Here is a 20,634-nt window from a genome sequence, read left to right as displayed (position 1 = left end):
AAGCCTGCGGTCGAGACGCCTACGGAAGACCCGCAGGTGGCGCTGGATGCGCAGGCCGAGGCGGATGCCAAGGCCAAAGCTGATGCGCAAGCCAAGGCGGATGCGAAGGCGGCTCAGGAAGCCAAGGCGAAAGCCGACGCGCAAGCGGCCGCCGATCAGGCCGCGATTGACGCCGCATTGGCCGATGCAACCTCGGATGCGCCAGAGCAGGAGGGTGGTCAGGCTGATATTCCTGAAGGCCCGCCGATGACGGCGGGTGAGAAGGAAGGCTTGCGGGTTTCGATCAACCAATGCTGGAACATCGGCACGCTTTCGACCGCAGCTCAACGCATCAAGCTGACGCTGCGGGTCGAGATGAAGGAAGACGGCACGCCGAACGGCGATGGCATCACCATGACCACCTTCTCGGGCGGCGATGATGGTGCTGCAGCCCAAGCCTTTGAAGCCGCCCGTCGCGCGGTGATCCGGGGTGTCAAAGGCTGCGGTGGCAAGCCGGGCTATGACCTTGATCCCGCGAAATATGCGGAATGGAACGTGATGAACCTGAATTTCGACGCCAGCGGAATGAGGCTGAGATGATTTCCTTAACTTTCCCCTGCAAACTCCGCGCGAAACCCGCACAGTCACAAGGCCAGAGCAGGCCCGATAAATCGCCCGTGCCAAACGAGGACAAGATGAGCCCATTCAAATCTCTGACGGCCGCCCTGTTGATCGGGTTTTCCAGCCTGACCACAGCCGCGCATGCCGAAATCACCATCGACATCGACAGCCCGGTGATCGAACCGATGCCCTTCGCGGTGCCGGATTTCATCGACGAAGGCGGTGCGGGGGATCTGGCGACGGATATCGCGCGGGTTGTCGCGGCAGATCTGGCCGGGACCGGGCTTTTCGTGGAAACCCCGCGCGATGCCTATATCAGCCGCGTCACCTCGTTTGACGCGCCGATTTCCTACCCGGATTGGCAGGCGATCAACACCCAGGCGCTGATCACCGGGGCGGTGCAGGCGGCGGGCGACCGGATTGTGGTGAAGTTCCGCCTGTTCGACGTGGCCTCGGGCCAGCCGTTGGGCGAGGGGCTGCAATTCGCCGGCACGCCAGCCAGCTGGCGGCGGATGGCGCATAAGGTGGCGGATGCGGTCTATAGCCGGATCACCGGCGAAGGCCCGTATTTCGACAGCCGTGTGGTTTATGTCGCGGAAAGTGGCCCGAAAAATCAACGCCAGAAACGTCTGGGCGTGATGGATTATGACGGCGCGAATGTGAAATACCTGACCGATAGCAGCAGCATCGTGCTGGCGCCGCGGTTTTCGCCGAATGGCGACCGGATCCTGTTTACCTCTTACGCCTCGGGCTTTCCGGCGATTTATCTGATGGATGTGGGATCGTTGAAAACCCGCAATCTAGGCGAAGTGCCCGGCACGATGACCTTCGCGCCGCGCTTCAGCCCGAATGGCACCACGGTGGTGTTCAGCCTTGAGAAGGGCGGCAACAGCGATATTTACTCGATGGATATCAACTCGGGCCAGATGAGCCAGCTGACCGACGCGCCGTCGATTGAAACTTCGCCCAGCTTCAGCCCGGATGGCAGCCAGATCGTGTTTGAAAGCGACCGCTCGGGCACCCAGCAGATCTATATGATGAGCGCGGGCGGTGGTGAAGCGGTGCGGATTTCGGCGGGCAAGGGCCGCTATTCCACCCCGGTCTGGAGCCCACGCGGCGATATGATCGCCTTCACCAAGCAGAACGAGGGCCGTTTCCACATTGGCGCGATGCTGACCGATGGCACCGAAGAGCGTCTGCTGACCGCGTCGTTCCTGGATGAAGGCCCGACCTGGGCCCCGAATGGCCGGGTGATCATGTTCACCCGCGAAGGCGCGGGCGCGGGCGGTCAGGCGGGGCTGATGTCGGTGGATGTCTCGGGGCGGAACCTGAAGGCGATCCCGACCGAAGGCCCGGCCTCGGACCCGTCGTGGTCGCCGATGCTGCCGTAAGGGGTGGGCGTAATTCTTGAAGCGCTGCGGTTGGGGCAGATTCCCTTGGCGGCGCAAAGCTGATATAACGGGCCAAATCGAGCCCATAAGAAAAGGATAGAACCCTGATGACCCTGCTTCCGAAAGCCCTTTTGCTGGTCGCCGCCCTTGGTCTGGCTGCCTGTAACAACCCCGACCGTTACAAAGGTGCCGATGGTGCCGGTGGCATGAACAACGGCGCAGGCACCGGGGGTATCAACACCAACGGTTTGGGCGACCCGAGCAACCCGCGCTCGATCGCCTATTTCAACCAATCGGTCGGTGACCGCGTGTTGTTCCCGGTGGACCAATCGACGCTGACGCCGGAAGCGCGCGGCGTGCTGGCGGGGCAGGCCTCTTGGCTGGCGACCAACGGGGATTACGCGATCATTATCGAAGGTCATGCCGATGAAAAGGGCACCCGCGAGTATAACCTTGCGCTTGGGGCGCGTCGTGCCGCTTCGGTGCAGGATTTCCTGATCAGCCAAGGCGTGGCCCCCAGCCGGATGCGGACGATCTCTTACGGCAAAGAGCGCCCGATTGAGGTCTGCTCGGACGAGGGCTGCTATTCCAAGAACCGTCGCGCTGTGACGGTCTTGTCGATGGGCGCTGGTGCTTGATGTAAAGCGGGGCCTGCGGTGATGCAGGCCCCGATCTGAAACGGAGACTGATCTGATGCGTTGGCTGGTTCTGTGTCTTGCTCTGCTGCCCCTGCCTGCCTTGGCGCAGGACAAGGCGCAGACCCTTGCCGATCTTCAGGGCGAACTGGCCCGGTTGTCGGCCGATTTCAACAGTTTGAAAGCCGAGTTGGTGCAAACGGGCGCGGCCTCCAGCGGGGCTGCGGGCGGGGATGCCTTGCAGCGGATGGATGCGATCGAGGCGGCTTTGTCGCGGATCACCGCCAAGACCGAGGAAATCGAGCTGAAGGTGAACCGGGTGGTCAGCGATGGCACCAACCGGATCGGCGATATCGAGTTCCGGCTGTGCGAGCAGACCACGGGCTGCGATCCGTCGAATATCCCCGAGACACCGCTGTTGGGCGGCGATACGGCAGCGGCCCCGGTGGCTGACCCGGCGCCGGTGGCAGGCACGGATACTACAGCAGCTGCGGATGCGCCGGAATTGGCGATGGGTGAAAAGAACGATTTTGACCGGGCCAAGGGGGTGCTCGGTCAAGGTGACTTTCGTGCCGCCGCGGACCTCTTTGCGACCTTTACGCAATCCTATCCTGGCAGCCCGCTGAGCGAGGAAGCCAACTTCAACCGCGGTGAGGCTTTGTCGCAGTTGAACGATACCGCCAACGCCGCGCGGGCCTATCTGGAAGCGTTTTCGGGCAAACCCGACGGGCCGTTCGCCGCCGAGTCGCTGTTGAAACTGGGGCAGGCTTTGGGCACGCTGGGCCAGATCCCGGATGCTTGCGTGACCTTGGCCGAAGTGGGCAACCGCTTTCCGGGCAGCATTCACGCGACGAACGCGCAGGTCTCGATGCAGGGGCTGGGGTGTCCGTAGGCGTTTCCTCGCCCGATCCTGACGCGCATCTGCTGAACATCGTTGCGCGCTGTTATGCCGAGGGTGCTGCCCTCGGCGTTATGGTTTCTGGCGGTGGCGATTCGATGGCGCTGCTGCACCTGCTGCATCGGCTGGCGGCGCCGCAGGGCCTGCGGATTGAGGCGACCACCATTGACCACGGTTTGCGCGCGGGGGCGCGCGCCGAAGCCGAGATGGTGGCGGCGTTTTGCAGCACACGGGGCATTCCGCACCAGATCAGCCTGTGGCAGCACGGCAAGATTGCGGGCAATCTGATGGATGAGGCGCGCCGCGCGCGGTATCAGATGGCGGAGGCTTGGGCGGTTGCGCGCGGGCTTACCCAGATCGCGGTCGGCCATACTGCCGATGATCAGGCCGAGACCTTTCTGATCGGTCTGTCCCGGCAGGCGGGGATTGATGGGTTGTCGGGGATGCGCAAGGTCTGGGGGCAGGGCGGCCTCACCTTCACCCGCCCGTTGTTGAGCATCCCGCGCGAAGATCTGCGCGATTACCTGCGCCGCCACGGCATCCAATGGGCGGATGATCCAAGCAATGCCGACTCGCAATACACCCGCGTCAAAGCCCGCAACGCGTTGGCGACATTGGCTCCTTTGGGCATCACGGCGACGGTTCTGGCGGCGGTCAGCGACAATTTGGAAACCGCGCGCCAAGCCCTTGTGCAGCAGGTTCAGACGGCAGCGCAAAGCGTCAGCCAGACCGGGGCCGGAACGCTGCGCATCCCGCGCGCGGGGTTTCTGCACCAGCCGCAGGAAATCCAACGCCGCCTGCTGATCACGGCCCTGCGGTGGATCAGCGGGGCGGGCTATCCACCGCGTGAGTCTGGTCTGATGGCGGTTCAAACGGCGATTGCGGCGCAGAAAGACGCAACCCTTGGCGGCGTGCGCTTCAAAACCAAAGCCGATACGATCTATATTCTGCGTGAGGCGAAGGCGGTGCAAAGCCTTGCCTGCCCGACCACGCAATTGTGGGACAATCGCTGGCAAATGAGCGGGCCGCACGCCGCCAATCTGACCATCCGGGCGCTGGGAGCCGATGGCCTGAGCCTGTGCGGCGACTGGCGCAGCCTTGGAATCCCCCGCGATGCGCTGCTGGTCACCCCGGCGGTGTGGCAGGATCAGACGCTTATTGCCGCACCCATCGCCGGATTTTCCAATGGATGGCAGGCATTTCCCGCCGTAAGCTTCGGTTCCTTTGTCTTATCGCATTGAACCCGGCAGACTTATCTCTATCTTAAGAACAACCGCCGAAACTGGCCCCATTCGGGCCTCCCGGCCAATCATACGGAGAAGTTCGTGGGTAACGCACGAAATATTGCATTCTGGGTCGTCCTCTTTCTGCTGATCCTTGCCCTTTTTCAGATGTTCAACACGGGGGCGGGCACCTCGGCGTCTTCCACCGTGGCTTATTCTGAATTTATTCAGCGGGTTGACGCGGGCGAGGTCACCTCGGCAACGCTGGATGGCGAAAGCGTGATCGTCAAGGGCAAGGATGGCAGCACCTATTCCACCATCGCGCCGAACGATCCGATGCTGACCGAGCGGTTGTTGGCCAAAGGCGTTGAAGTCAAAGCAAAAAGCCAGCAGCAATCCGGTATCCTGTCGCTGATGTCGGTGTGGTTGCCGTTCATCGTGCTGATCGGCGTGTGGATTTTCTTCATGAACCGGATGCAGGGCGGCGGTAAGGGCGGGGCGATGGGCTTTGGCAAATCGCGCGCCAAACTGCTGACCGAAAAGCAGGGCCGGGTGACGTTTGACGACGTGGCGGGCATTGACGAGGCGAAGGAAGAGCTGGAAGAAATCGTTGAATTCCTGCGCAACCCGCAGAAATTCTCGCGCCTTGGCGGCAAAATCCCGAAAGGCGCTTTGCTTGTTGGCCCTCCGGGTACTGGTAAAACCCTGCTGGCGCGGGCGATTGCAGGCGAAGCGGGCGTGCCGTTCTTCAGCATCTCTGGTTCGGATTTCGTTGAGATGTTCGTTGGCGTGGGTGCCTCCCGTGTCCGCGACATGTTTGAACAAGCCAAGAAAAACGCACCTTGCATCGTGTTCATCGACGAGATCGACGCCGTGGGCCGTGCCCGTGGTGTCGGCGTCGGCGGTGGCAATGATGAACGTGAGCAGACCTTGAACCAGTTGCTGGTTGAGATGGACGGTTTTGACGCCAATGAAGGTGTGATCATCGTCGCGGCCACCAACCGCAAAGACGTGCTGGACCCGGCTTTGCTGCGCCCCGGCCGGTTTGACCGCACCATCCATGTGCCGAACCCGGATATCAAAGGCCGTGAGAAGATCCTGTCGGTGCATGCGCGTAAAGTGCCCTCGGGCCCAGACGTTGACCTGCGGGTGATCGCGCGCGGCACGCCCGGTTTCTCGGGTGCCGACCTTGCGAACCTTGTGAACGAGGCCGCACTTTTGGCCGCCCGCGTAGGCCGCCGTTTTGTCACCATGTCGGATTTCGAATCTGCCAAAGACAAGGTGATGATGGGGGCAGAGCGCCGCTCGATGGTGCTGACGGATGAGCAGAAAGAGCATACCGCTTACCATGAGGCAGGCCATGCGATTGTTGGTATGGCCTTGCCGAAATGCGATCCGGTCTACAAAGCCACGATCATCCCGCGCGGTGGCGCTTTGGGGATGGTGGTATCTCTGCCCGAGATTGATCGGCTGAACTGGCACAAGGATGAGTGCAAGCAGAAGATCGCGATGACGATGGCTGGCAAGGCCGCCGAGATCATGAAATGGGGCGAAGATACCGTGTCGAACGGACCGTCGGGCGACATTCAGCAAGCCTCGGCTTTGGCGCGCGCGATGGTGCTGCGCTGGGGCATGTCGGATGCGGTGGGCAATATCGACTATGCCGAAGCGCATGAAGGCTATCAGGGCAAAACCGCGGGGCTTTCTGTTTCGGCTGAGACGAAAATGTTGATCGAGCATGAAGTGAAGTATCTAATCGACGAAGGCTACGAAACCGCGCGCCGCATCCTGACCGAACAGGCCGAAGGATTTGAGCGGCTGGCCAAGGGCTTGCTGGAATATGAAACGCTGACCGGCGAAGAGATCCGCAAGGTGGTCGCGGGTGATGTACCAAGCGCGGTGGATGACGGCATGGGCGATGGGCCAAGCGGCGGGTCGGGGGTGATTGCGATCCCGAAAACCCGAGCGCGCAAACCCAAGGTTGTGCCGCCGGTAGCCCCGGAGCCCTCTGCGTGAGCGCAAGCGAAAAAGACTGGAACCCCGATACCTACGCAAGGTTTCGGGGTTTGCGTTTGCGCCCTGCACTGGACCTGCTGGCACAGGTGGGCGATTTGCCGGAAGGTGAGGTGGTTGACCTTGGCTGCGGCGAGGGCGGGGTGGCAAAGGCACTGGCGGCGCGATTTTCGGAGCGGCGCTTGCTGGGTGTGGACAGCTCGCAAACCATGCTGGCGCAGGCGCGCAGCTTGGGGATTTATGCCCGCCTTGACGCCGTGGATATTGCGGTCTGGCGGCCTGAGACGCCGCCTGCGCTGATCTTCTCAAACGCAGCGTTGCAGTGGGTCGCCGACCATCCCAAACTGTTGCCCCGGCTGGCGGGTTATCTTGCGCCCGGTGGCGTGCTGGCGGTGCAGATGCCCCGGCAGTTCAAGGCCGCCTCGCACCGCTTTCTGCGCGACATTGCGGGGTCGATGTTTCCCGACCGCTTTGATTTCTCACGCGAAACCTCGCCCTGCGCCAAGGCCGGGGAATATCACGCGCTGCTGTCGCCGTTGGGTGCGGTAGAGGCTTGGGAAACCGAATATATCCAACGGTTGGAACCCGTCGCTGCGATGCATCCGGTGCGCGCGTTCACTCAGGCGACCGCGATGCGGCCGATTGCGGAAAAGCTGTCGGCGGCGGAATTTGCCATCTTTTGCGCCGCCTATGAAGCCAGCCTTTCTGCCGCCTATCCCTTGCTGCCAGATGGCGCGGCGCTGTTCCCGTTCAAGCGGGTGTTTTTCACGTTAAAGGTCTGAGATGCCCGCACTGATCCCTACCGAATTTTACGGCATCATCACTTGGCTGGGCCGCGTGGCGGACCGCGAGGCGGCGCTGGAAAGTGCCGCGCTGACCGAGATTTTCGCAGGCTTCGATGGCCCGGAAGGAGAGGCGCATGGCGGCATTAACCGCCCCGCCTGCAGCCGGGTGGCAGCCCTCTACAAGCGCAACCATCCCATCCGCAACACCCGGCAATTCGCGGTGATGGCGGCGGAGGATCTGGCGCAGATCGCGGCGAAGATGGGGCTCGACCGCCTTGACCCTGCGCTGCTGGGCACCTCGCTGGTGATCGAAGGCATCCCGGATTTCAGCCATTTGCCGCCCTCCAGCCGCTTGCAGGCCGAAGGTGGCGCGACGCTGGTGGTTGATATGGAAAACCGGCCCTGCACCTTGCCCGCCCGTCCGATTGAGAACAATCACCCCGGCTTCGGCAAACATTTCAAACCCGCCGCCCAAGGTCTGCGCGGCCTCACCGCTTGGGTCGAGGCGGAAGGCATACTGCGGCTGGGCGCCAAGGTGCGTCTGTTCGTCCCCGATCAGCCGGTTTGGGCGCAGCTGGAGGCAGCCCGAGGCATAAGCGGCTAAAGCAGGAAGTCGCTCGCGACCATAGTGTTGATGCCCTGCACCAGAATCGAGAAATCGGCCACTTTATCGCCATCCAGATCTGCCTGCACCAGCGTGTTCGCGCCGTAGTTGACCACCCGCAACGCGCCATGCACGCCGTTGAACGCCAGCGCGCCGCGCCAGACAAAGCTTTGATCCAGCGCCACCGAGGCATCTGCGTCAATGGCTGTCAGGTTGATCTTGTCGCCCTCGGCCCGACTGAAATCCTGGATAATATCGCGCCCGGCTATCCCCGCGGTGCTTTCGGCGACCGAGGTGTAAATGAACTGATCCGCCCCGGCATCGCCGTTCAAACGGTCCAGACCCAAACCACCGGTCAGCAGATCTGCACCGTCATTGCCGTCCAGCGTGTCATTGCCGATCCCACCATACAGCGTATCATTGCCAGTGCCGCCCAGACCGCGATCCGCGCCGCCACCGAGGTTCAGCACATCATTGCCCGCGCCACCATTGAAGATATTGGCGTTATAGCCAAAGCCAACGGTGCCGCTGTTGGTATCGGTCAGAATGTCGTTGAACCGAGAGCCGACCACATCGGCAAAGCCGCGAATGGTGTCACCCTGCGCATGACCGCCAATGCCGGTGGTGGCAGAGCCATAGGTGATGTTCACCGTAACAGCGGCATTCGATGCGGCGTAATTCACCTGATCGCGGGCCTGCGAGCCACCCGTCAGAACATCTGCACCCGCGCCGCCGCTGATCGTGTCATTGCCATCGCCGCCGCTGATGTCGTCATTGCCGTTGTCGCCGTAAAGCACATCATTGCCGCTGGCCCCCTCGATGATGTCGTGACCCGCGCCGCCATAGATCTTATCATGGCCGCCGTAGCCATAGAGAGAATCCGCGCCGCCCGGCCCACTGGCGGCATTGTCGCCGTAGAGGATGTTGTTCTGCTCGTTGCCTTGGATGTAGTCGAGGCCATTGCTGCCGCGCACATTCTCGATCAGACCGTTGACCACCAGACGATGCCCTATTCCGGTCGGGTTGTAGTAGAACCCCATCGCGTCGGTCGACGCACCTGCGCCCGAGGTCCATGTCAACCGGATGTCAGTGGGGCTGCCGTAAACGCCGGAAAAAACCAGCCAATCCATGCCTGTGCCATCATCAGTGACGGTCACCGTCGCGGTGCCGGTTGCCAGCACGTCAATCACATAAATATCGTTTGCCATCTTTCATTCCTTGGTAAATTCGGCCAGAGCCATGAAAATCTGCTGTAGAACGGGCTAAATATCGCGAGCTTAGGAGCGCAGCGCGCTTTGCTCAAGCCTGCAAAGCCGCGCGCAGATGACAACTGCGGTCATTCGCTGATATGGAATATGCGTTCCATCAGTGGAATTTTTCCTCCACCCGCCCCACACTTTCCGATCGGAAACCTCGGCTGGCGATTTTGCATGGGAAGAAGTCGGAAAAGCGCGTTTGAATCGCCATTTTCTCCGGTATCACGTCGCCAACGGGACAGTCCGTGCCCCTTGGGAGATAGAAATGGCCTTCAAAACCGACATTGAGATTGCACGCGAAGCCAAGAAAAAGCCGATCATGGAGATCGGTGCAAAGCTTGGCATCCCGTCCGAGCATCTGCTGCCTTACGGCCATGACAAGGCCAAGGTGAGCCAGGAGTTCATCAAATCCCTGGCAGATCGCCCGGATGGCAAGCTGATCCTTGTCACCGCGATCAACCCGACGCCGGCTGGCGAAGGCAAGACCACCACCACCGTTGGCTTGGGCGATGGCCTGAACCGCATCGGCAAAAAGGCCGTGGTCTGTATCCGTGAAGCGTCCTTGGGCCCGAACTTTGGCATGAAGGGCGGCGCTGCGGGCGGCGGCTATTCCCAAGTCGTGCCGATGGAAGAGATGAACCTGCATTTCACCGGCGACTTCCACGCCATCACCTCCGCGCATAACCTGCTGTCGGCGATGATCGACAACCACATCTACTGGGGCAACAGCCTTGAGATCGACGCCCGCCGCATCGTCTGGCGTCGCGTCATGGACATGAACGACCGCGCCTTGCGTGACATCGTGGTGAACCTGGGCGGCGTGTCGAACGGCTTCCCGCGTCAGACCGGCTTTGACATCACCGTGGCGTCCGAAGTCATGGCGATCTTGTGCCTTTCCAATGACTTGGAAGATCTGCAAAAGCGTCTGGGTGGCATTGTTGTCGCCTACACCCGTGCGAAAACCCCGATCTACTGCCGCGACATCAAGGCCGACGGCGCGATGACCGTTCTGCTGAAGGACGCGATGCAGCCGAACATCGTGCAAACGCTGGAAAACAACCCGGCCTTCGTGCATGGCGGCCCGTTTGCCAACATCGCGCACGGCTGTAACTCGGTGATCGCCACCAAAACCGCGCTGAAACTCGGCGAGTATGTGGTGACCGAAGCTGGTTTCGGCGCTGACCTCGGCGCTGAGAAATTCTTCGACATCAAATGCCGCAAGGCTGGCCTGAAGCCTTCGGCGGCTGTGATCGTGGCCACCGTGCGCGCGATGAAGATGAACGGCGGCGTGGCGAAAGCTGACTTGGGTGCGGAAAACGTGGAAGCGGTGAAAAAAGGCTGCCCCAATTTGGGCCGGCACATCGGCAACGTCAAAGGCTTCGGCGTGCCGGTTGTGGTCGCGATCAACCACTTCTTCAGCGATACCGATGCCGAGATTGCAGCCGTGAAAGCCTATGTCGCCGAGCAAGGCGCAGAAGCGATCCTGTGCAAGCACTGGGCCTTGGGTTCGGAAGGCATTGAAGAGCTTGCGAAAAAGGTTGTTCAGATGGCAGAATCCGGTGCGGCCAACTTCGCCCCGCTCTACCCCGATGAGATGCCCTTGTTCCAAAAGCTGGAAACCATCGCCAAGCGGATTTATCACGCTGATGCGGTGATCGCTGACAAGTCGATCCGCGATCAGCTGAAAACCTGGGAAGCGGCGGGCTACGGCCATCTGCCGATCTGCGTGGCGAAGACGCAATACAGCTTCACCACCGATCCGACCGTGCGCGGCGCGCCGACCGGCCACACCGTTCCGGTGCGTGAAGTGCGCTTGTCGGCAGGTGCTGGTTTCATCGTCGCCATCTGCGGGGAGATCATGACCATGCCGGGTCTGCCGAAAGTGCCGTCCGCCGAAGTGATCCGCCTGAACGCGGATGGCAACGTCGAAGGGCTGTTCTAAGACGCTGGGGCCATTCGTCGCCTTGCCTTTGGGCGGTATCGGAATTAACTCCATGCCAGCCCAAAGGAGAGCGTGATGAAGGCCCCCGCTGATTGCCAGACGATGCAGGATCTGCGTGTGCAGATTGATCTTCTGGACGCCGAAATCGTGGCAAAACTGGCGGCGCGGGCGGGTTATATCGACCGCGCCATCCAGTTGAAGCAGATCGAACAGCTGCCAGCCCGGATCGAAGACCGGGTCGAGCAAGTGGTCGAACGGGTGCGGGCGCGGGCCTTGATCGAAGGGTTGGACCCCGCATTGACAGAAGACCTCTGGCGGCGGCTGATCGAATGGTCGATTGCCCGAGAGGAACAGGTTCTGGGGCAGGGGTAGGCCATTTGGGCACACATCACGGCAGGGCAGGCGGTAGGCCAGCAGAACTTGTCGTTATGCTTTGCCTTCTGGTGTTCTCAATCGGTCTGCTTGCCGCAGATTTCTACGTTTGGGCGTTCATTGTCGCTCCTTGGGTGCTGCAATTCGTCGGTGCGAGTGTGCTCGTCGCATGCAGCGGTGTCCTGTTTGCGGTGTCGATGTGGGTTTTGCGGCGGGTCTGGCTGTTTGTGCTGAACTACTACAAATATGAGGCGCACACGCTGCGTCCGGTTACGGGTAAGGAAAGCCGGTATGACGGCGACGCTGATTGACGGAAAAGCCATTGCGGCGCGGATGCGGGGCGAGACCTTGCTGGAAGCGCAGGCTTTGACGGAGGCGGGCTGGACGCCGAAGCTGGTGTCAATCTCGGTCGGGGATGTGGCGGCGGCGGAGTTGTATGTGCGCAACCAGCAGCGGCAGGCCAATGATGCCGGTGTTGGGTTTGAGGCGCGGAATTACCCGGAAAGCATTTCGCTGGAACAGCTTACCGGCGTGTTGGCGGGACTGAACGCGGATCCCCGCGTCAATGGCATCATCATCCAGCGGCCCTTGCCAGCGCATATCCCGGTGAAGGCGCTGCAAAAGGCGGTGCATCCGTTGAAGGATGTTGAGGGGATGCACCCGGCCTCGATTGGCAATATCGTCTACAATGATCTCGCGCTTGGCCCCTGCACGGCGGTCGCGGCGGTGGAGATTCTGAAAACCCTGCCGTTGAAGTTGGAGGGTTTGGACGTTTGCGTCATTGGCCATTCCGAAATCGTCGGCAAACCGATTGCCTTTCTGATGATGGGGCTGGGGGCGACCGTGACTGTTTGCCATCACATGACACGGCAAGTCGCGGTGCACAGCCGTGCCGCCGATGCGGTGTTCGTCGCGGTGGGCAAGCCGGGGCTGGTGACAGGCGCGATGCTGAAACCCGGCTCGGCCTTGATCGACATTGGCATCAACCGCGTCGATGGCAAAACGGTCGGCGATGCGGATTTTGAAAGCTGCTCAAAGGTTGCTGGCTGGATCACCCCGGTTCCCGGTGGGGTTGGCCCGGTGACCGTTGCCACATTGATGAAAAACGCCGTTCTGGCGACCCGGATGCAAATGGACCATTATCGCAGCGCCTTCGCGGCCGCGAGTTAAGGGAGACACAAGATGACCGCTACAGTGATCGACGGCAAAGTTTTCGCGGCCAAAGTGCGTGCGCAAGTGCAGGCGCATGTCGCCAAGCTGCGCGAAAGCCATGGCATCCAGCCGGGGTTGGCGGTGGTTCTGGTGGGGGAAGACCCGGCATCGCAGGTCTATGTCCGCAACAAACACGCCTCGACCATCGAAGTAGGTATGGCATCTTTCGAACATCGCCTGCCCGCGGACACGTCCGAGGCTGATCTGCTGGCCTTGGTCAACAGCCTGAACGCCGATCCGAAAGTCCACGCCATTCTCGTACAGTTGCCGCTGCCAGCTCATCTGAATTCTGAACTGATCATCAACACGATTGATCCGGCAAAGGATGTCGATGGCTTTCACATTTCCAACGTTGGCCTTCTGGGCACCGGGCAAAAGAGCATGGTGCCCTGCACCCCACTGGGCTGCCTGATGATGCTGCGCGACCATCACGGCAGCCTCGCCGGGCTGAACGCCGTGGTGGTGGGTCGTTCCAACATTGTCGGCAAACCGATGGCGCAACTGCTGCTGGGCGACAGCTGCACCGTCACCATCGCGCACAGCCGCACCAAGGATCTCGCGGCGGTTTGCCGAGGGGCTGATATCCTTGTCGCCGCCGTTGGTCGCCCTGAAATGATCACCGGAGATTTCGTTAAACCCGGTGCCACGGTGATCGACGTCGGCATCAACCGCATCGAACGCGACGGCAAGAACAAGCTGGTCGGCGATGTGCACTACGAATCAGCCGCGAAAGTCGCGGGCGCCATCACTCCGGTTCCGGGCGGCGTTGGCCCGATGACCATCGCTTGTCTGCTGGCCAATGCCCTTACGGCATGTTGCCGCGCCAATGGCCTGCCGGAACCCGAAGGTTTGACCGCCTGAAACCCGCAGAGCGTTGTTAAAACGCAGCAACTATCCATTTGAATAATTGAAGTGATTGCCACAACCATAACCAGTCGCTAAGCACCGCCGATGTAACCAGTAACGCGCCAGAGGCCCATGTCGGCGTTTGCCCATAGATTTAAGCAAGAAATAAGCTCACGCGTGTCCCTTAGTTTTTGGGCGGGCCTGATCCTTTTCGTTGCCATGACAGGGCCGTTCGGCACCTACGCCAGCTATAGTTTTGGACAGCGTTTGCTGGCGGTGGCACCATTGTTGCTGGCGATCATGCTGGTGGGGGTGTTGATCCGCGCTCTGGTGTTCAGCACCCTGCCGCCTTGGCGGTTTCGCTCGGCCAGTGTGCTGAACGCGGGCCTTGCCAGCCTGATCATCGCCCCGGTGCTGGATCAGTTTTTGCAACAGATCCCGCCGACTGACACCGTCAGCTATCCGAGTATGGGAGAGCTGCTGCTGCTGGTGTTCTCGCTGTCACTGGGGTTTTCTTCGCTGCGCAGCACGATTGCGCCAGAGCTTTACCGCCGGTCCGCAACCTCTGAAGCCGTACCAGAGCCCGAACCGCAGCCTGAACCCGAGGCCCCCCGGATGCCGCGGCTGTTGCAACGGCTGGATGTGGCCGCGCCCGGTGATCTTTGGTCGATCTCGGTGCGCGATCACTATGTCGATGTGCAGACCAGTTGCGGCGTCACCAGCCTGCTGATGCGGCTCAGCGATGCGATGGCCGAGACCGATCCGGTAGAGGGTGCGCAAATTCATCGGTCGCATTGGGTGGCTTGGGCCGCGCTGCACCGCGTCGAGCGCGAGGGCGCCAAGCTGTTCGTGGTGCTTGCAGGCGGCAACCGGCTGCCGGTCTCAAAGAACCATCGCGACAAGCTTGCAGCACGGGGGCTGCTGTAGGCTCAGCGCGGCATTGGCAGCGGCAGGGCGGTTTTGCCAATCGCCACCGCCCGCGCCTGCGGCTGCATCAAAGTGGTCAGCGCCGGATCATGGCTCCACAGCCCGCCGGTGTAGCTGCCATAAGCGGGCAGGATCACCCGCGCGGCGTCGATCAGAAAACAGCGCCGCACTTGGCCTGCCAGCCGCAGCTTTGGATGGTAATGTCCTGATATCTCCGGCGTTTCCGCAGTCCCAATATGGCGAAACGCCAGCGGGCCGACGTGAAGTTCGGCGCGATGACTGCCGCCCAAAGCAAACGGGCCCGCATCGTGGTTGCCCTCGATCCAGATCCAATCGCGCCCCGCCATCAGCCGGGTCAGCCACAACTGATCAGCAGGATCCATCGCTTCGGCAGCGTGCAGGTCATCGAAACTGTCGCCCAGACAGATCACCACCCGCGCGCCCGTCGCCTCCAGATCATCATCCAGCCGTTGCAGGGTGTCGCGGGTCTCAAACGGCGGCAGCAGCGTGCCTCCGCGCCGTGCGAGGCGTTCCGATTTGCCAAAATGCAGATCAGACACCACCAGAAGCCGTTCGGCAGGCCAGTGCAACGCGCCAGAGCGCAGGGCGATCAGATCAGCCGAGGCAAGGGAAAACCGATACATGGTCAGCAGCTTTGCCTTGCGCTGGCAAACTTGACAAGGCCTGCCCGCCTTCCGTGGCAACGCCAGCGCGCGGGCTCGATGCCCGCCAAGCTGGCAGCTGTTTCAGGTCAATCCGGCATCCCGCATCAGCTGCGCCGCCGCATCCTCGGCCAGACGCTCGCGGCCTTTGCCGTCGACGGGAACCTTGCCCATCTCCAGAAACAACGGTGCGGCCAGTGGCGAGGGCCGCTCCAGTCGGAGATGGTCAATCCGGTCGCCGATCCGCTCCAGCATCGCCTCCAGCCGCCCGAAATCGACTAAACCGCGCATAGCCTCGTCCTTGGTGATCGCCAGCATCAGGTGGCCCGCGTCATATTTGCGCAGCGTGTCGTAGAGGATATCGCTGGAGAACGTCGCCTGCCGCCCGGATTTGCGCCGGCCCTGATGGCTGCGCTCGATCAGCCCCGCAATGATCGCCACATTGCGGAAGGTGCGCTTCATCACCGCATTGCCGCCCAGCCAGCCCTCCAGATCCGCCCGCAAGGTTGCACGGTCCAGCAAAGTCGACGGATCACGCACCGCATCCAGCCCCCAGATCATCGTGGCGTAATCGGTGGCGACAAAGCCCAACGGATGCAGGCCCTGATCCTCCATGCGTTTGGTCAGCAAAAGCCCCAAGGTCTGCTGCGCATTGCGCCCGGCAAAGCCATACAGCACCAGATGGTGCCGGGCTTCATAGCCAAAGGTTTCCACCAACAGCCGCCCCGGTTCGGGCAGTTTCGAGACCTCGCGCTGCAATTCTAGCCAATGCGCGGTGTGGCTTGGCAGATCGGGCCATTCCCCCTGCTGGAAAATCTGCAAGATCCGCTCGGACAGTTGCGTCGAGGTGGCAAATTTCGTCCCCGAAAACACCGCCACTTTCGGGTCACGCCCTGGTTGTCGCGTCACCTCTACCGTCATCTCGCGCAGGCCATCATAGCGCACCACCTGACCGCCGATCAGAAAGGTATCGCCGGGGGTCAGCGTGCTGGCGAAGCTTTCCTCAATCTCACCCAAAGGTGTGCCGCCCATCCGCCCCTTCAGCCGCACTTTCAGGGTTTCGGTGTCGATGATCGTGCCCAAATTCTGCCGGATCACCACCGCCGCGCGCGGATCGCGCAGCGACCATTTGCCGTCGCGGATCATCAGCCGCTGCCATTTGTCATAGGCGCGCAGCGCGTAGCCGCCGGTGGCGACAAAGTCCAGACAGCCGTCGAAATCGGCCCGCGTCAGCCCGGCATAAGGCCCCGCCGTGATCACCTCGGCATATAAAGCATCCGCGTCGAACGGGGCCGCGCACGCGGTCGCCAAAATATGCTGGCACAACACATCCAGCGGCCCAGGCCCGCGCGGATCGCCATCCAACTGATGCGCCGCCACCGCCTGCAACGCCGCCTGACATTCCACCACCTCAAAGCGGTTGGCGGGCACCAGCAACGCCTTCGACGGCGCGTTATAGCGGTGATTGGCCCGCCCGATCCGCTGCACCAGACGTTTGACGTTTTTGGGTGCGCCAACCTGAATAACCAGATCAACATCGCCCCAGTCGATGCCCAGATCGAGGCTCCCGGTGCAGACAATCGCCCGCAACCGACCGTCGACCATCGCCTGTTCCACCCGGTCGCGCTGTTCCCGCGACAGACTGCCGTGATGGATGCCAATCGGCAAATCTTCGGTGTTCAGCAGCCACAGCCGATGGAAAAAGATCTCAGCCTGCGCGCGGGTGTTGTGAAAGATCAGCGTGGTTTTATGCAGCCTGACCTGCTCTAAAATCGCCGGAATCGCGTAATGCGCGCCATTGCCCGCCCAAGGCGGTGCCGCAGGGGTCAGAAGCATGGAAATATCCGGGTCTGGCCCCGGATCGGCCTGCAAGACCTGCGTCTCAGCCCCCAGAAACGCCGCCAGCGCTGGCGGGTCTTCCACCGTTGCCGACAGCCCGACCCGGCGCAATCCTGGCGCTAAACTCTCCAGACGCGCCAGTTGCAGCATCAACTGATCGCCGCGTTTGCTTTCGGCAAGCGCATGAATTTCATCGACAATCACCCGGGACAGCCCGGCGAAAATCCGCGGCGCATCCTCGTAACTCAACAGCAGCGCAAGGCTTTCCGGCGTGGTCAACAGGATATGCGGCGGATCGGCGCGCTGCCTGCGGCGCTGGGTGTAGGTGGTATCGCCAGTGCGGTCCTCGATCCGAATGGGCAGCCCCGCGCCCTCCACTGGCCTGCGCAAATTGCGCCGGATATCCGCCGTCAGGGCTTTCAGCGGTGAGATATACAGCGTGTGCAACCCCTTGTGCCGCCCATCCGCCAACTCACTCAGGCTCGGCAAAAAACCCGCGAGCGTCTTGCCACCGCCGGTGGGCGCGATCAGCAAGGTTGAGGCATCTCCCGCCCGCCCCAGCATCGCAAGCTGGTGCGGATGCAGCGCCCAACCTTGGGCGGCAAACCAATCGGCAAGGGCTGCGGGCAATTCCATCTCCGCAAGCTAGGGCGCGCAGGCGTGAAGGAAAACCCCCGTGCAATTTCATCTTGGTCTAAATATCCCCGCCGGAGGCTTCCACCGCCGTCACGTATGTCGCGGATGGGCTTGCTGCCGCCGCGATCACAGCCTAAGCAAATCTGCATGAAAATACTGTTTTTAGGCGATGTGATGGGGCGGGCAGGGCGGGCGGCGATTGTAGATCGCCTGCCAAGCCTGCGCCGCGATTGGGGCCTCGATTTTGTCGTGGTCAATGGCGAGAATGCAAGCCAAGGCGCGGGCCTTACGGCGGAACATGCGCGGGTGCTGCTGGGTGCGGGGGCGGATTGCCTGACTTTGGGCGATCATGCTTTCGACCAAAAAGACATGCTGCAATATATCGAACAAGAACCCCGCATCATCCGGCCCTTGAACTTCTCCAAGGTAGCGCCGGGGCGGGGCGTGAAGATTTTTGACGCCACGCAGGGCCGCAAGGTTCTGGTGACGCAGGTGCTGGGGCAGGTGTTCATGAAACGCCCGTTCGATGATCCGTTCAGCGCCGTGGAAACCATCCTGAAAACCCACCGCATTGGCGGATCGGTGCAGGCGGCGGTGGTCGATGTCCATGCCGAGGCGACGTCTGAGAAGATGGCGATGGGGCATTGGTGCGACGGGCAGGCCAGCCTTGTCGTCGGCACCCATACCCATGTGCCGACCGGCGATGCGCAAATCCTGCCGGGCGGCACCGGCTATATGACCGATGCGGGGATGTGCGGCGACTATAACTCGGTGATCGGGATGGAAAAGCTGGAGCCTTTGCGCCGTTTCATCACCGGCATGGCCAGTGCGCGGTTTACCCCCGCCGAAGGCCCGGCCACCCTGTCGGGCGCTTATGTCGAAACCGATGACCGCACCGGCAAGGCGTTGAAAATCAAGATGATCCGCAATGGCGGCACGTTAGAGCACTCCAGCCCATGACCGCCGCACCCCTGCACCACATCCCGACGCAGACCAGCCCGAAACGCTGGCATCTGCTGCTGATCCTGCTGTGCCTCGGGCTTGGCTGGGGTTTGACGCAGCCTTTGGGCAAGATCGCAGCCTCCAGCGGGCACAAGCCGTTTGGGCTGATCTTCTGGCAGTTGGTGGTCTGCACGCTGGTGCTGGGCGCGCTGACCTTCCTGCGCGGCAAAACCCTGTCGCGCAAACCCGAGGCGCTGCGGTTCTACCTCGTCGTCGCTGTGCTCGGCACGCTGGTGCCGAATGCCACGTTCTACATCTCGGTGGCGCGTCTGCCGTCGGGGATCATGTCGATCCTGATTTCGATGGTGCCGCTGTTGGCTTTTCCGATGGCGATGGCCTTGGGGATGGATCACTTCTCGCGCCGCCGTCTGGCGGGCCTCGGCCTTGGTCTGGCGGGCGTGCTGCTGATCGCTTTGCCCAACGCCAGCCTGCCCGATCCCGCAATGGCCGCCTTCCTGCCGATCGCGATGATTGGCCCGCTGTTCTATGCGATGGAAAGCACCTATGTCGCCAAAACCGGCACCGCCGGGATGGATGCGCTGCAAGCGATGTTCGGGGCCTCGCTGGTGGGTTTGATCCTGTGCACGCCGATCATGCTGGTACTGGGTCACGGCTTTGCGATGCCCTTGCCGCCCGGAAAAGCCGAATGGGCGCTGATCGCCTCATCAGCGCTGCACGCGCTGCTTTATTCCGCCTTCGTCTGGCTGGCCGCCAAGGCGGGCGCGGTGTTCGCGTCGCAAGCCAGCTATATCGTCACCGCTTCCGGGGTGATCTGGGCGATGCTGCTGCTGGGCGAGCGTTTCAGTCCGTGGGTCTGGGCGGCAGCTGTGGTGATGCTGTTGGGCCTGAGCCTTGTGCAGCCGAAACTGAAGCACCAAACCCTGCAACCGTTGAACGAATAGCGGCCAAATCCAAGCCGGGGTTGCAGCCGCACCCTTGGCTGGTGTAAGGCAACCCAACACCGGAATTAGGCATCGGAGACGGGTCATGGCAGGCCATTCAAAATGGGCGAACATCCAGCACCGCAAGGGCAAGCAGGATAAAGCCCGTTCAAAAGTGTTCTCAAAGCTGGCGAAGGAAATCACCGTCGCCGCCAAAATGGGCATGCCCGATGTGGACATGAACCCGCGTCTGCGTCTGGCCGTGAAGGCCGCCAAAGCGGTGTCGATGCCTAAGGATGTGATCGACCGCGCCATCAAGAAATCGCAGATGGGCGATGGCGCCGATTACACCGAAATCCGCTACGAAGGTTATGGCGTAAACGGTATCGCGATCATGGTTGAGGCGATGACCGACAACCTGAACCGCACCGCCAGCAACGTGCGCAGCTATTTCAGCAAATGCGGCGGCAATCTGGGGCAGACTGGTTCCGTCAGCCACGGCTTTGACCGGATGGGCGAAATTTCCTACCCCGCCTCGGCTGGCTCGGCCGATGACGTGATGATGGCAGCCCTTGATGCGGGCGCGGATGATGTGGAATCCGATGAAGACGGCCACTGGATCTATTGCTCGGTTGAAGCCTTGAATGAGGTTTCCGACGCGCTGGAGAAAGCCTTGGGCGAGTCGCTGGAATCCAAACTGATCTGGAAGGCGCAAGTGCTGACCGATGTGGATCTCGACACCGCCACCAAACTGATGCGCCTGATCGACATGCTGGAAGAGGATGACGATGTGCAAACCGTCACCCATAACTTCGATATGTCCGAGGAAGTGGCTGCCCAGTTGGAGTGATCCTGCCCGCAAATCCCACCAAAAAGCCGCGCCACCAGCGCGGCTTTTTGCATTTCCAGA

19 protein-coding genes and 1 pseudogene are annotated in these 20,634 nt (G+C 61.6%); 17 read left to right on the top strand and 3 right to left on the bottom strand.

The genetic code is table 11. The annotated features are described in order from the left end of the window. From U1A24_RS12330 to U1A24_RS12295, 8 genes and pseudogenes are all read left to right on the top strand, one after another. Positions 1-579 (top strand): annotated as a pseudogene (locus U1A24_RS12330) (hypothetical protein); the annotation flags it as partial. A gap of 95 nt (positions 580-674) precedes the next feature. After that, complete coding sequence (gene tolB / locus U1A24_RS12325; RefSeq protein ID WP_322322266.1) at positions 675-1,991, top strand: Tol-Pal system beta propeller repeat protein TolB; 1,317 nt, start codon at positions 675-677, stop codon at positions 1,989-1,991. Positions 1,992-2,098: 107 nt separating this feature from the next. After that, positions 2,099-2,629, top strand: a complete 531-nt coding sequence (gene pal, locus U1A24_RS12320; RefSeq protein WP_322322265.1) for a peptidoglycan-associated lipoprotein Pal — start codon at positions 2,099-2,101, stop codon at positions 2,627-2,629. 55 nt (positions 2,630-2,684) lie between these two features. After that, positions 2,685-3,518, top strand: a complete 834-nt coding sequence (gene ybgF, locus U1A24_RS12315) for a tol-pal system protein YbgF (RefSeq protein ID WP_322322264.1) — start codon at positions 2,685-2,687, stop codon at positions 3,516-3,518. Beyond that, complete coding sequence (gene tilS / locus U1A24_RS12310; RefSeq protein WP_322322263.1) at positions 3,509-4,765, top strand: tRNA lysidine(34) synthetase TilS; 1,257 nt, start codon at positions 3,509-3,511, stop codon at positions 4,763-4,765. The genes ybgF and tilS overlap by 10 nt, the downstream gene beginning before the upstream one ends. A gap of 84 nt (positions 4,766-4,849) precedes the next feature. Beyond that, positions 4,850-6,763 carry an ATP-dependent zinc metalloprotease FtsH gene (gene ftsH / locus U1A24_RS12305; protein WP_322322262.1) on the top strand — a complete coding sequence of 638 codons (1,914 nt, stop codon included), beginning with the start codon at positions 4,850-4,852 and terminating at the stop codon, positions 6,761-6,763. Further along, positions 6,760-7,542, top strand: a complete 783-nt coding sequence (locus U1A24_RS12300; RefSeq protein ID WP_322322261.1) for a methyltransferase domain-containing protein — start codon at positions 6,760-6,762, stop codon at positions 7,540-7,542. Before ftsH ends, U1A24_RS12300 begins: the two co-directional genes overlap by 4 nt. A 1-nt stretch (position 7,543) precedes the next feature. Beyond that, the gene (locus tag U1A24_RS12295) at positions 7,544-8,149 is read left to right on the top strand and encodes an MOSC domain-containing protein (protein ID WP_322322260.1); all 606 of its coding nucleotides are present in this window, start codon (positions 7,544-7,546) and stop codon (positions 8,147-8,149) included. Here U1A24_RS12295 and U1A24_RS12290 read toward each other — a convergent pair. Then, on the bottom strand, positions 8,146-9,357 hold the full coding sequence (locus U1A24_RS12290; protein ID WP_322322259.1) for a calcium-binding protein: 1,212 nt from the start codon (positions 9,355-9,357) through the stop codon (positions 8,146-8,148). The two genes, U1A24_RS12295 and U1A24_RS12290, sit on opposite strands and share 4 nt — an antisense overlap. Before the next feature lie 313 nt (positions 9,358-9,670). Between U1A24_RS12290 and U1A24_RS12285 the strand changes: the two genes are divergently transcribed. From U1A24_RS12285 to U1A24_RS12260, 6 genes are all read left to right on the top strand, one after another. Beyond that, positions 9,671-11,347, top strand: coding sequence for a formate--tetrahydrofolate ligase (locus tag U1A24_RS12285; RefSeq protein WP_322322258.1), 1,677 nt, complete (start codon positions 9,671-9,673; stop codon positions 11,345-11,347). Positions 11,348-11,422: 75 nt separating this feature from the next. Continuing rightward, positions 11,423-11,719 (top strand): chorismate mutase, encoded by a 297-nt coding sequence (locus tag U1A24_RS12280; protein WP_322322257.1) that lies wholly within the window; start codon positions 11,423-11,425, stop codon positions 11,717-11,719. 56 nt (positions 11,720-11,775) lie between these two features. Next, the gene (locus U1A24_RS12275) at positions 11,776-12,030 is read left to right on the top strand and encodes a hypothetical protein (RefSeq protein ID WP_322322256.1); all 255 of its coding nucleotides are present in this window, start codon (positions 11,776-11,778) and stop codon (positions 12,028-12,030) included. Then, the gene (locus tag U1A24_RS12270; protein WP_322322255.1) at positions 12,011-12,889 is read left to right on the top strand and encodes a bifunctional 5,10-methylenetetrahydrofolate dehydrogenase/5,10-methenyltetrahydrofolate cyclohydrolase; all 879 of its coding nucleotides are present in this window, start codon (positions 12,011-12,013) and stop codon (positions 12,887-12,889) included. Before U1A24_RS12275 ends, U1A24_RS12270 begins: the two co-directional genes overlap by 20 nt. A 12-nt stretch (positions 12,890-12,901) precedes the next feature. After that, on the top strand, positions 12,902-13,792 hold the full coding sequence (gene folD / locus U1A24_RS12265; protein WP_322322254.1) for a bifunctional methylenetetrahydrofolate dehydrogenase/methenyltetrahydrofolate cyclohydrolase FolD: 891 nt from the start codon (positions 12,902-12,904) through the stop codon (positions 13,790-13,792). A gap of 162 nt (positions 13,793-13,954) precedes the next feature. Continuing rightward, on the top strand, positions 13,955-14,704 hold the full coding sequence (locus U1A24_RS12260) for a LytTR family DNA-binding domain-containing protein (protein WP_322322253.1): 750 nt from the start codon (positions 13,955-13,957) through the stop codon (positions 14,702-14,704). Positions 14,705-14,706: 2 nt separating this feature from the next. On the opposite strand, the gene pdeM is transcribed toward U1A24_RS12260, so the two are convergent. Both pdeM and U1A24_RS12250 read right to left on the bottom strand, forming a co-directional pair. Next, positions 14,707-15,348 carry a ligase-associated DNA damage response endonuclease PdeM gene (pdeM, locus tag U1A24_RS12255; RefSeq protein WP_322322252.1) on the bottom strand — a complete coding sequence of 214 codons (642 nt, stop codon included), beginning with the start codon at positions 15,346-15,348 and terminating at the stop codon, positions 14,707-14,709. Between the two features lie 102 nt (positions 15,349-15,450). Continuing rightward, positions 15,451-17,841 (bottom strand): ligase-associated DNA damage response DEXH box helicase, encoded by a 2,391-nt coding sequence (locus U1A24_RS12250; RefSeq protein ID WP_322322251.1) that lies wholly within the window; start codon positions 17,839-17,841, stop codon positions 15,451-15,453. Between the two features lie 147 nt (positions 17,842-17,988). Here U1A24_RS12250 and U1A24_RS12245 point away from each other — a divergent pair, with 147 nt between their 5' ends. The 3 genes from U1A24_RS12245 (at position 17,989) to U1A24_RS12235 (ending at position 20,574) form a co-directional block, all read left to right on the top strand. Next, positions 17,989-18,801 carry a TIGR00282 family metallophosphoesterase gene (locus U1A24_RS12245; protein WP_322322250.1) on the top strand — a complete coding sequence of 271 codons (813 nt, stop codon included), beginning with the start codon at positions 17,989-17,991 and terminating at the stop codon, positions 18,799-18,801. Next, the gene (locus tag U1A24_RS12240) at positions 18,798-19,745 is read left to right on the top strand and encodes a DMT family transporter (protein ID WP_322322249.1); all 948 of its coding nucleotides are present in this window, start codon (positions 18,798-18,800) and stop codon (positions 19,743-19,745) included. The genes U1A24_RS12245 and U1A24_RS12240 overlap by 4 nt, the downstream gene beginning before the upstream one ends. A gap of 85 nt (positions 19,746-19,830) precedes the next feature. Continuing rightward, the gene (locus U1A24_RS12235) at positions 19,831-20,574 is read left to right on the top strand and encodes a YebC/PmpR family DNA-binding transcriptional regulator (RefSeq protein WP_322322248.1); all 744 of its coding nucleotides are present in this window, start codon (positions 19,831-19,833) and stop codon (positions 20,572-20,574) included. Positions 20,575-20,634 lie beyond the last annotated feature (60 nt).

It is taken from the genome of Cypionkella sp. (assembly GCF_034376685.1).
In the GTDB taxonomy this organism is placed as follows: Bacteria; Pseudomonadota; Alphaproteobacteria; order Rhodobacterales; family Rhodobacteraceae; genus Cypionkella.
Note: the sequence above shows the minus strand (reverse complement) of the source record. Positions and strands in the feature narration are given on the sequence as shown.

Excerpts from the sequence above, each read along its gene's own strand:
- tolB (WP_322322266.1), top strand. The coding sequence starts at position 675 with ATGAGCCCATTCAAATCTCTGACGGCCGCCCTGTTGATCGGGTTTTCC.
- pal (WP_322322265.1), top strand. The coding sequence starts at position 2,099 with ATGACCCTGCTTCCGAAAGCCCTTTTGCTGGTCGCCGCCCTTGGTCTG.
- ybgF (WP_322322264.1), top strand. The coding sequence starts at position 2,685 with ATGCGTTGGCTGGTTCTGTGTCTTGCTCTGCTGCCCCTGCCTGCCTTG.
- U1A24_RS12295 (WP_322322260.1), top strand. The coding sequence starts at position 7,544 with ATGCCCGCACTGATCCCTACCGAATTTTACGGCATCATCACTTGGCTG.
- U1A24_RS12290 (WP_322322259.1), bottom strand. The coding sequence starts at position 9,357 with ATGGCAAACGATATTTATGTGATTGACGTGCTGGCAACCGGCACCGCG.
- U1A24_RS12285 (WP_322322258.1), top strand. The coding sequence starts at position 9,671 with ATGGCCTTCAAAACCGACATTGAGATTGCACGCGAAGCCAAGAAAAAG.
- U1A24_RS12280 (WP_322322257.1), top strand. The coding sequence starts at position 11,423 with ATGAAGGCCCCCGCTGATTGCCAGACGATGCAGGATCTGCGTGTGCAG.
- U1A24_RS12275 (WP_322322256.1), top strand. The coding sequence starts at position 11,776 with ATGCTTTGCCTTCTGGTGTTCTCAATCGGTCTGCTTGCCGCAGATTTC.
- U1A24_RS12270 (WP_322322255.1), top strand. The coding sequence starts at position 12,011 with ATGACGGCGACGCTGATTGACGGAAAAGCCATTGCGGCGCGGATGCGG.
- folD (WP_322322254.1), top strand. The coding sequence starts at position 12,902 with ATGACCGCTACAGTGATCGACGGCAAAGTTTTCGCGGCCAAAGTGCGT.
- pdeM (WP_322322252.1), bottom strand. The coding sequence starts at position 15,348 with ATGTATCGGTTTTCCCTTGCCTCGGCTGATCTGATCGCCCTGCGCTCT.
- U1A24_RS12250 (WP_322322251.1), bottom strand. The coding sequence starts at position 17,841 with ATGGAATTGCCCGCAGCCCTTGCCGATTGGTTTGCCGCCCAAGGTTGG.
- U1A24_RS12245 (WP_322322250.1), top strand. The coding sequence starts at position 17,989 with ATGAAAATACTGTTTTTAGGCGATGTGATGGGGCGGGCAGGGCGGGCG.
- U1A24_RS12240 (WP_322322249.1), top strand. The coding sequence starts at position 18,798 with ATGACCGCCGCACCCCTGCACCACATCCCGACGCAGACCAGCCCGAAA.
- U1A24_RS12235 (WP_322322248.1), top strand. The coding sequence starts at position 19,831 with ATGGCAGGCCATTCAAAATGGGCGAACATCCAGCACCGCAAGGGCAAG.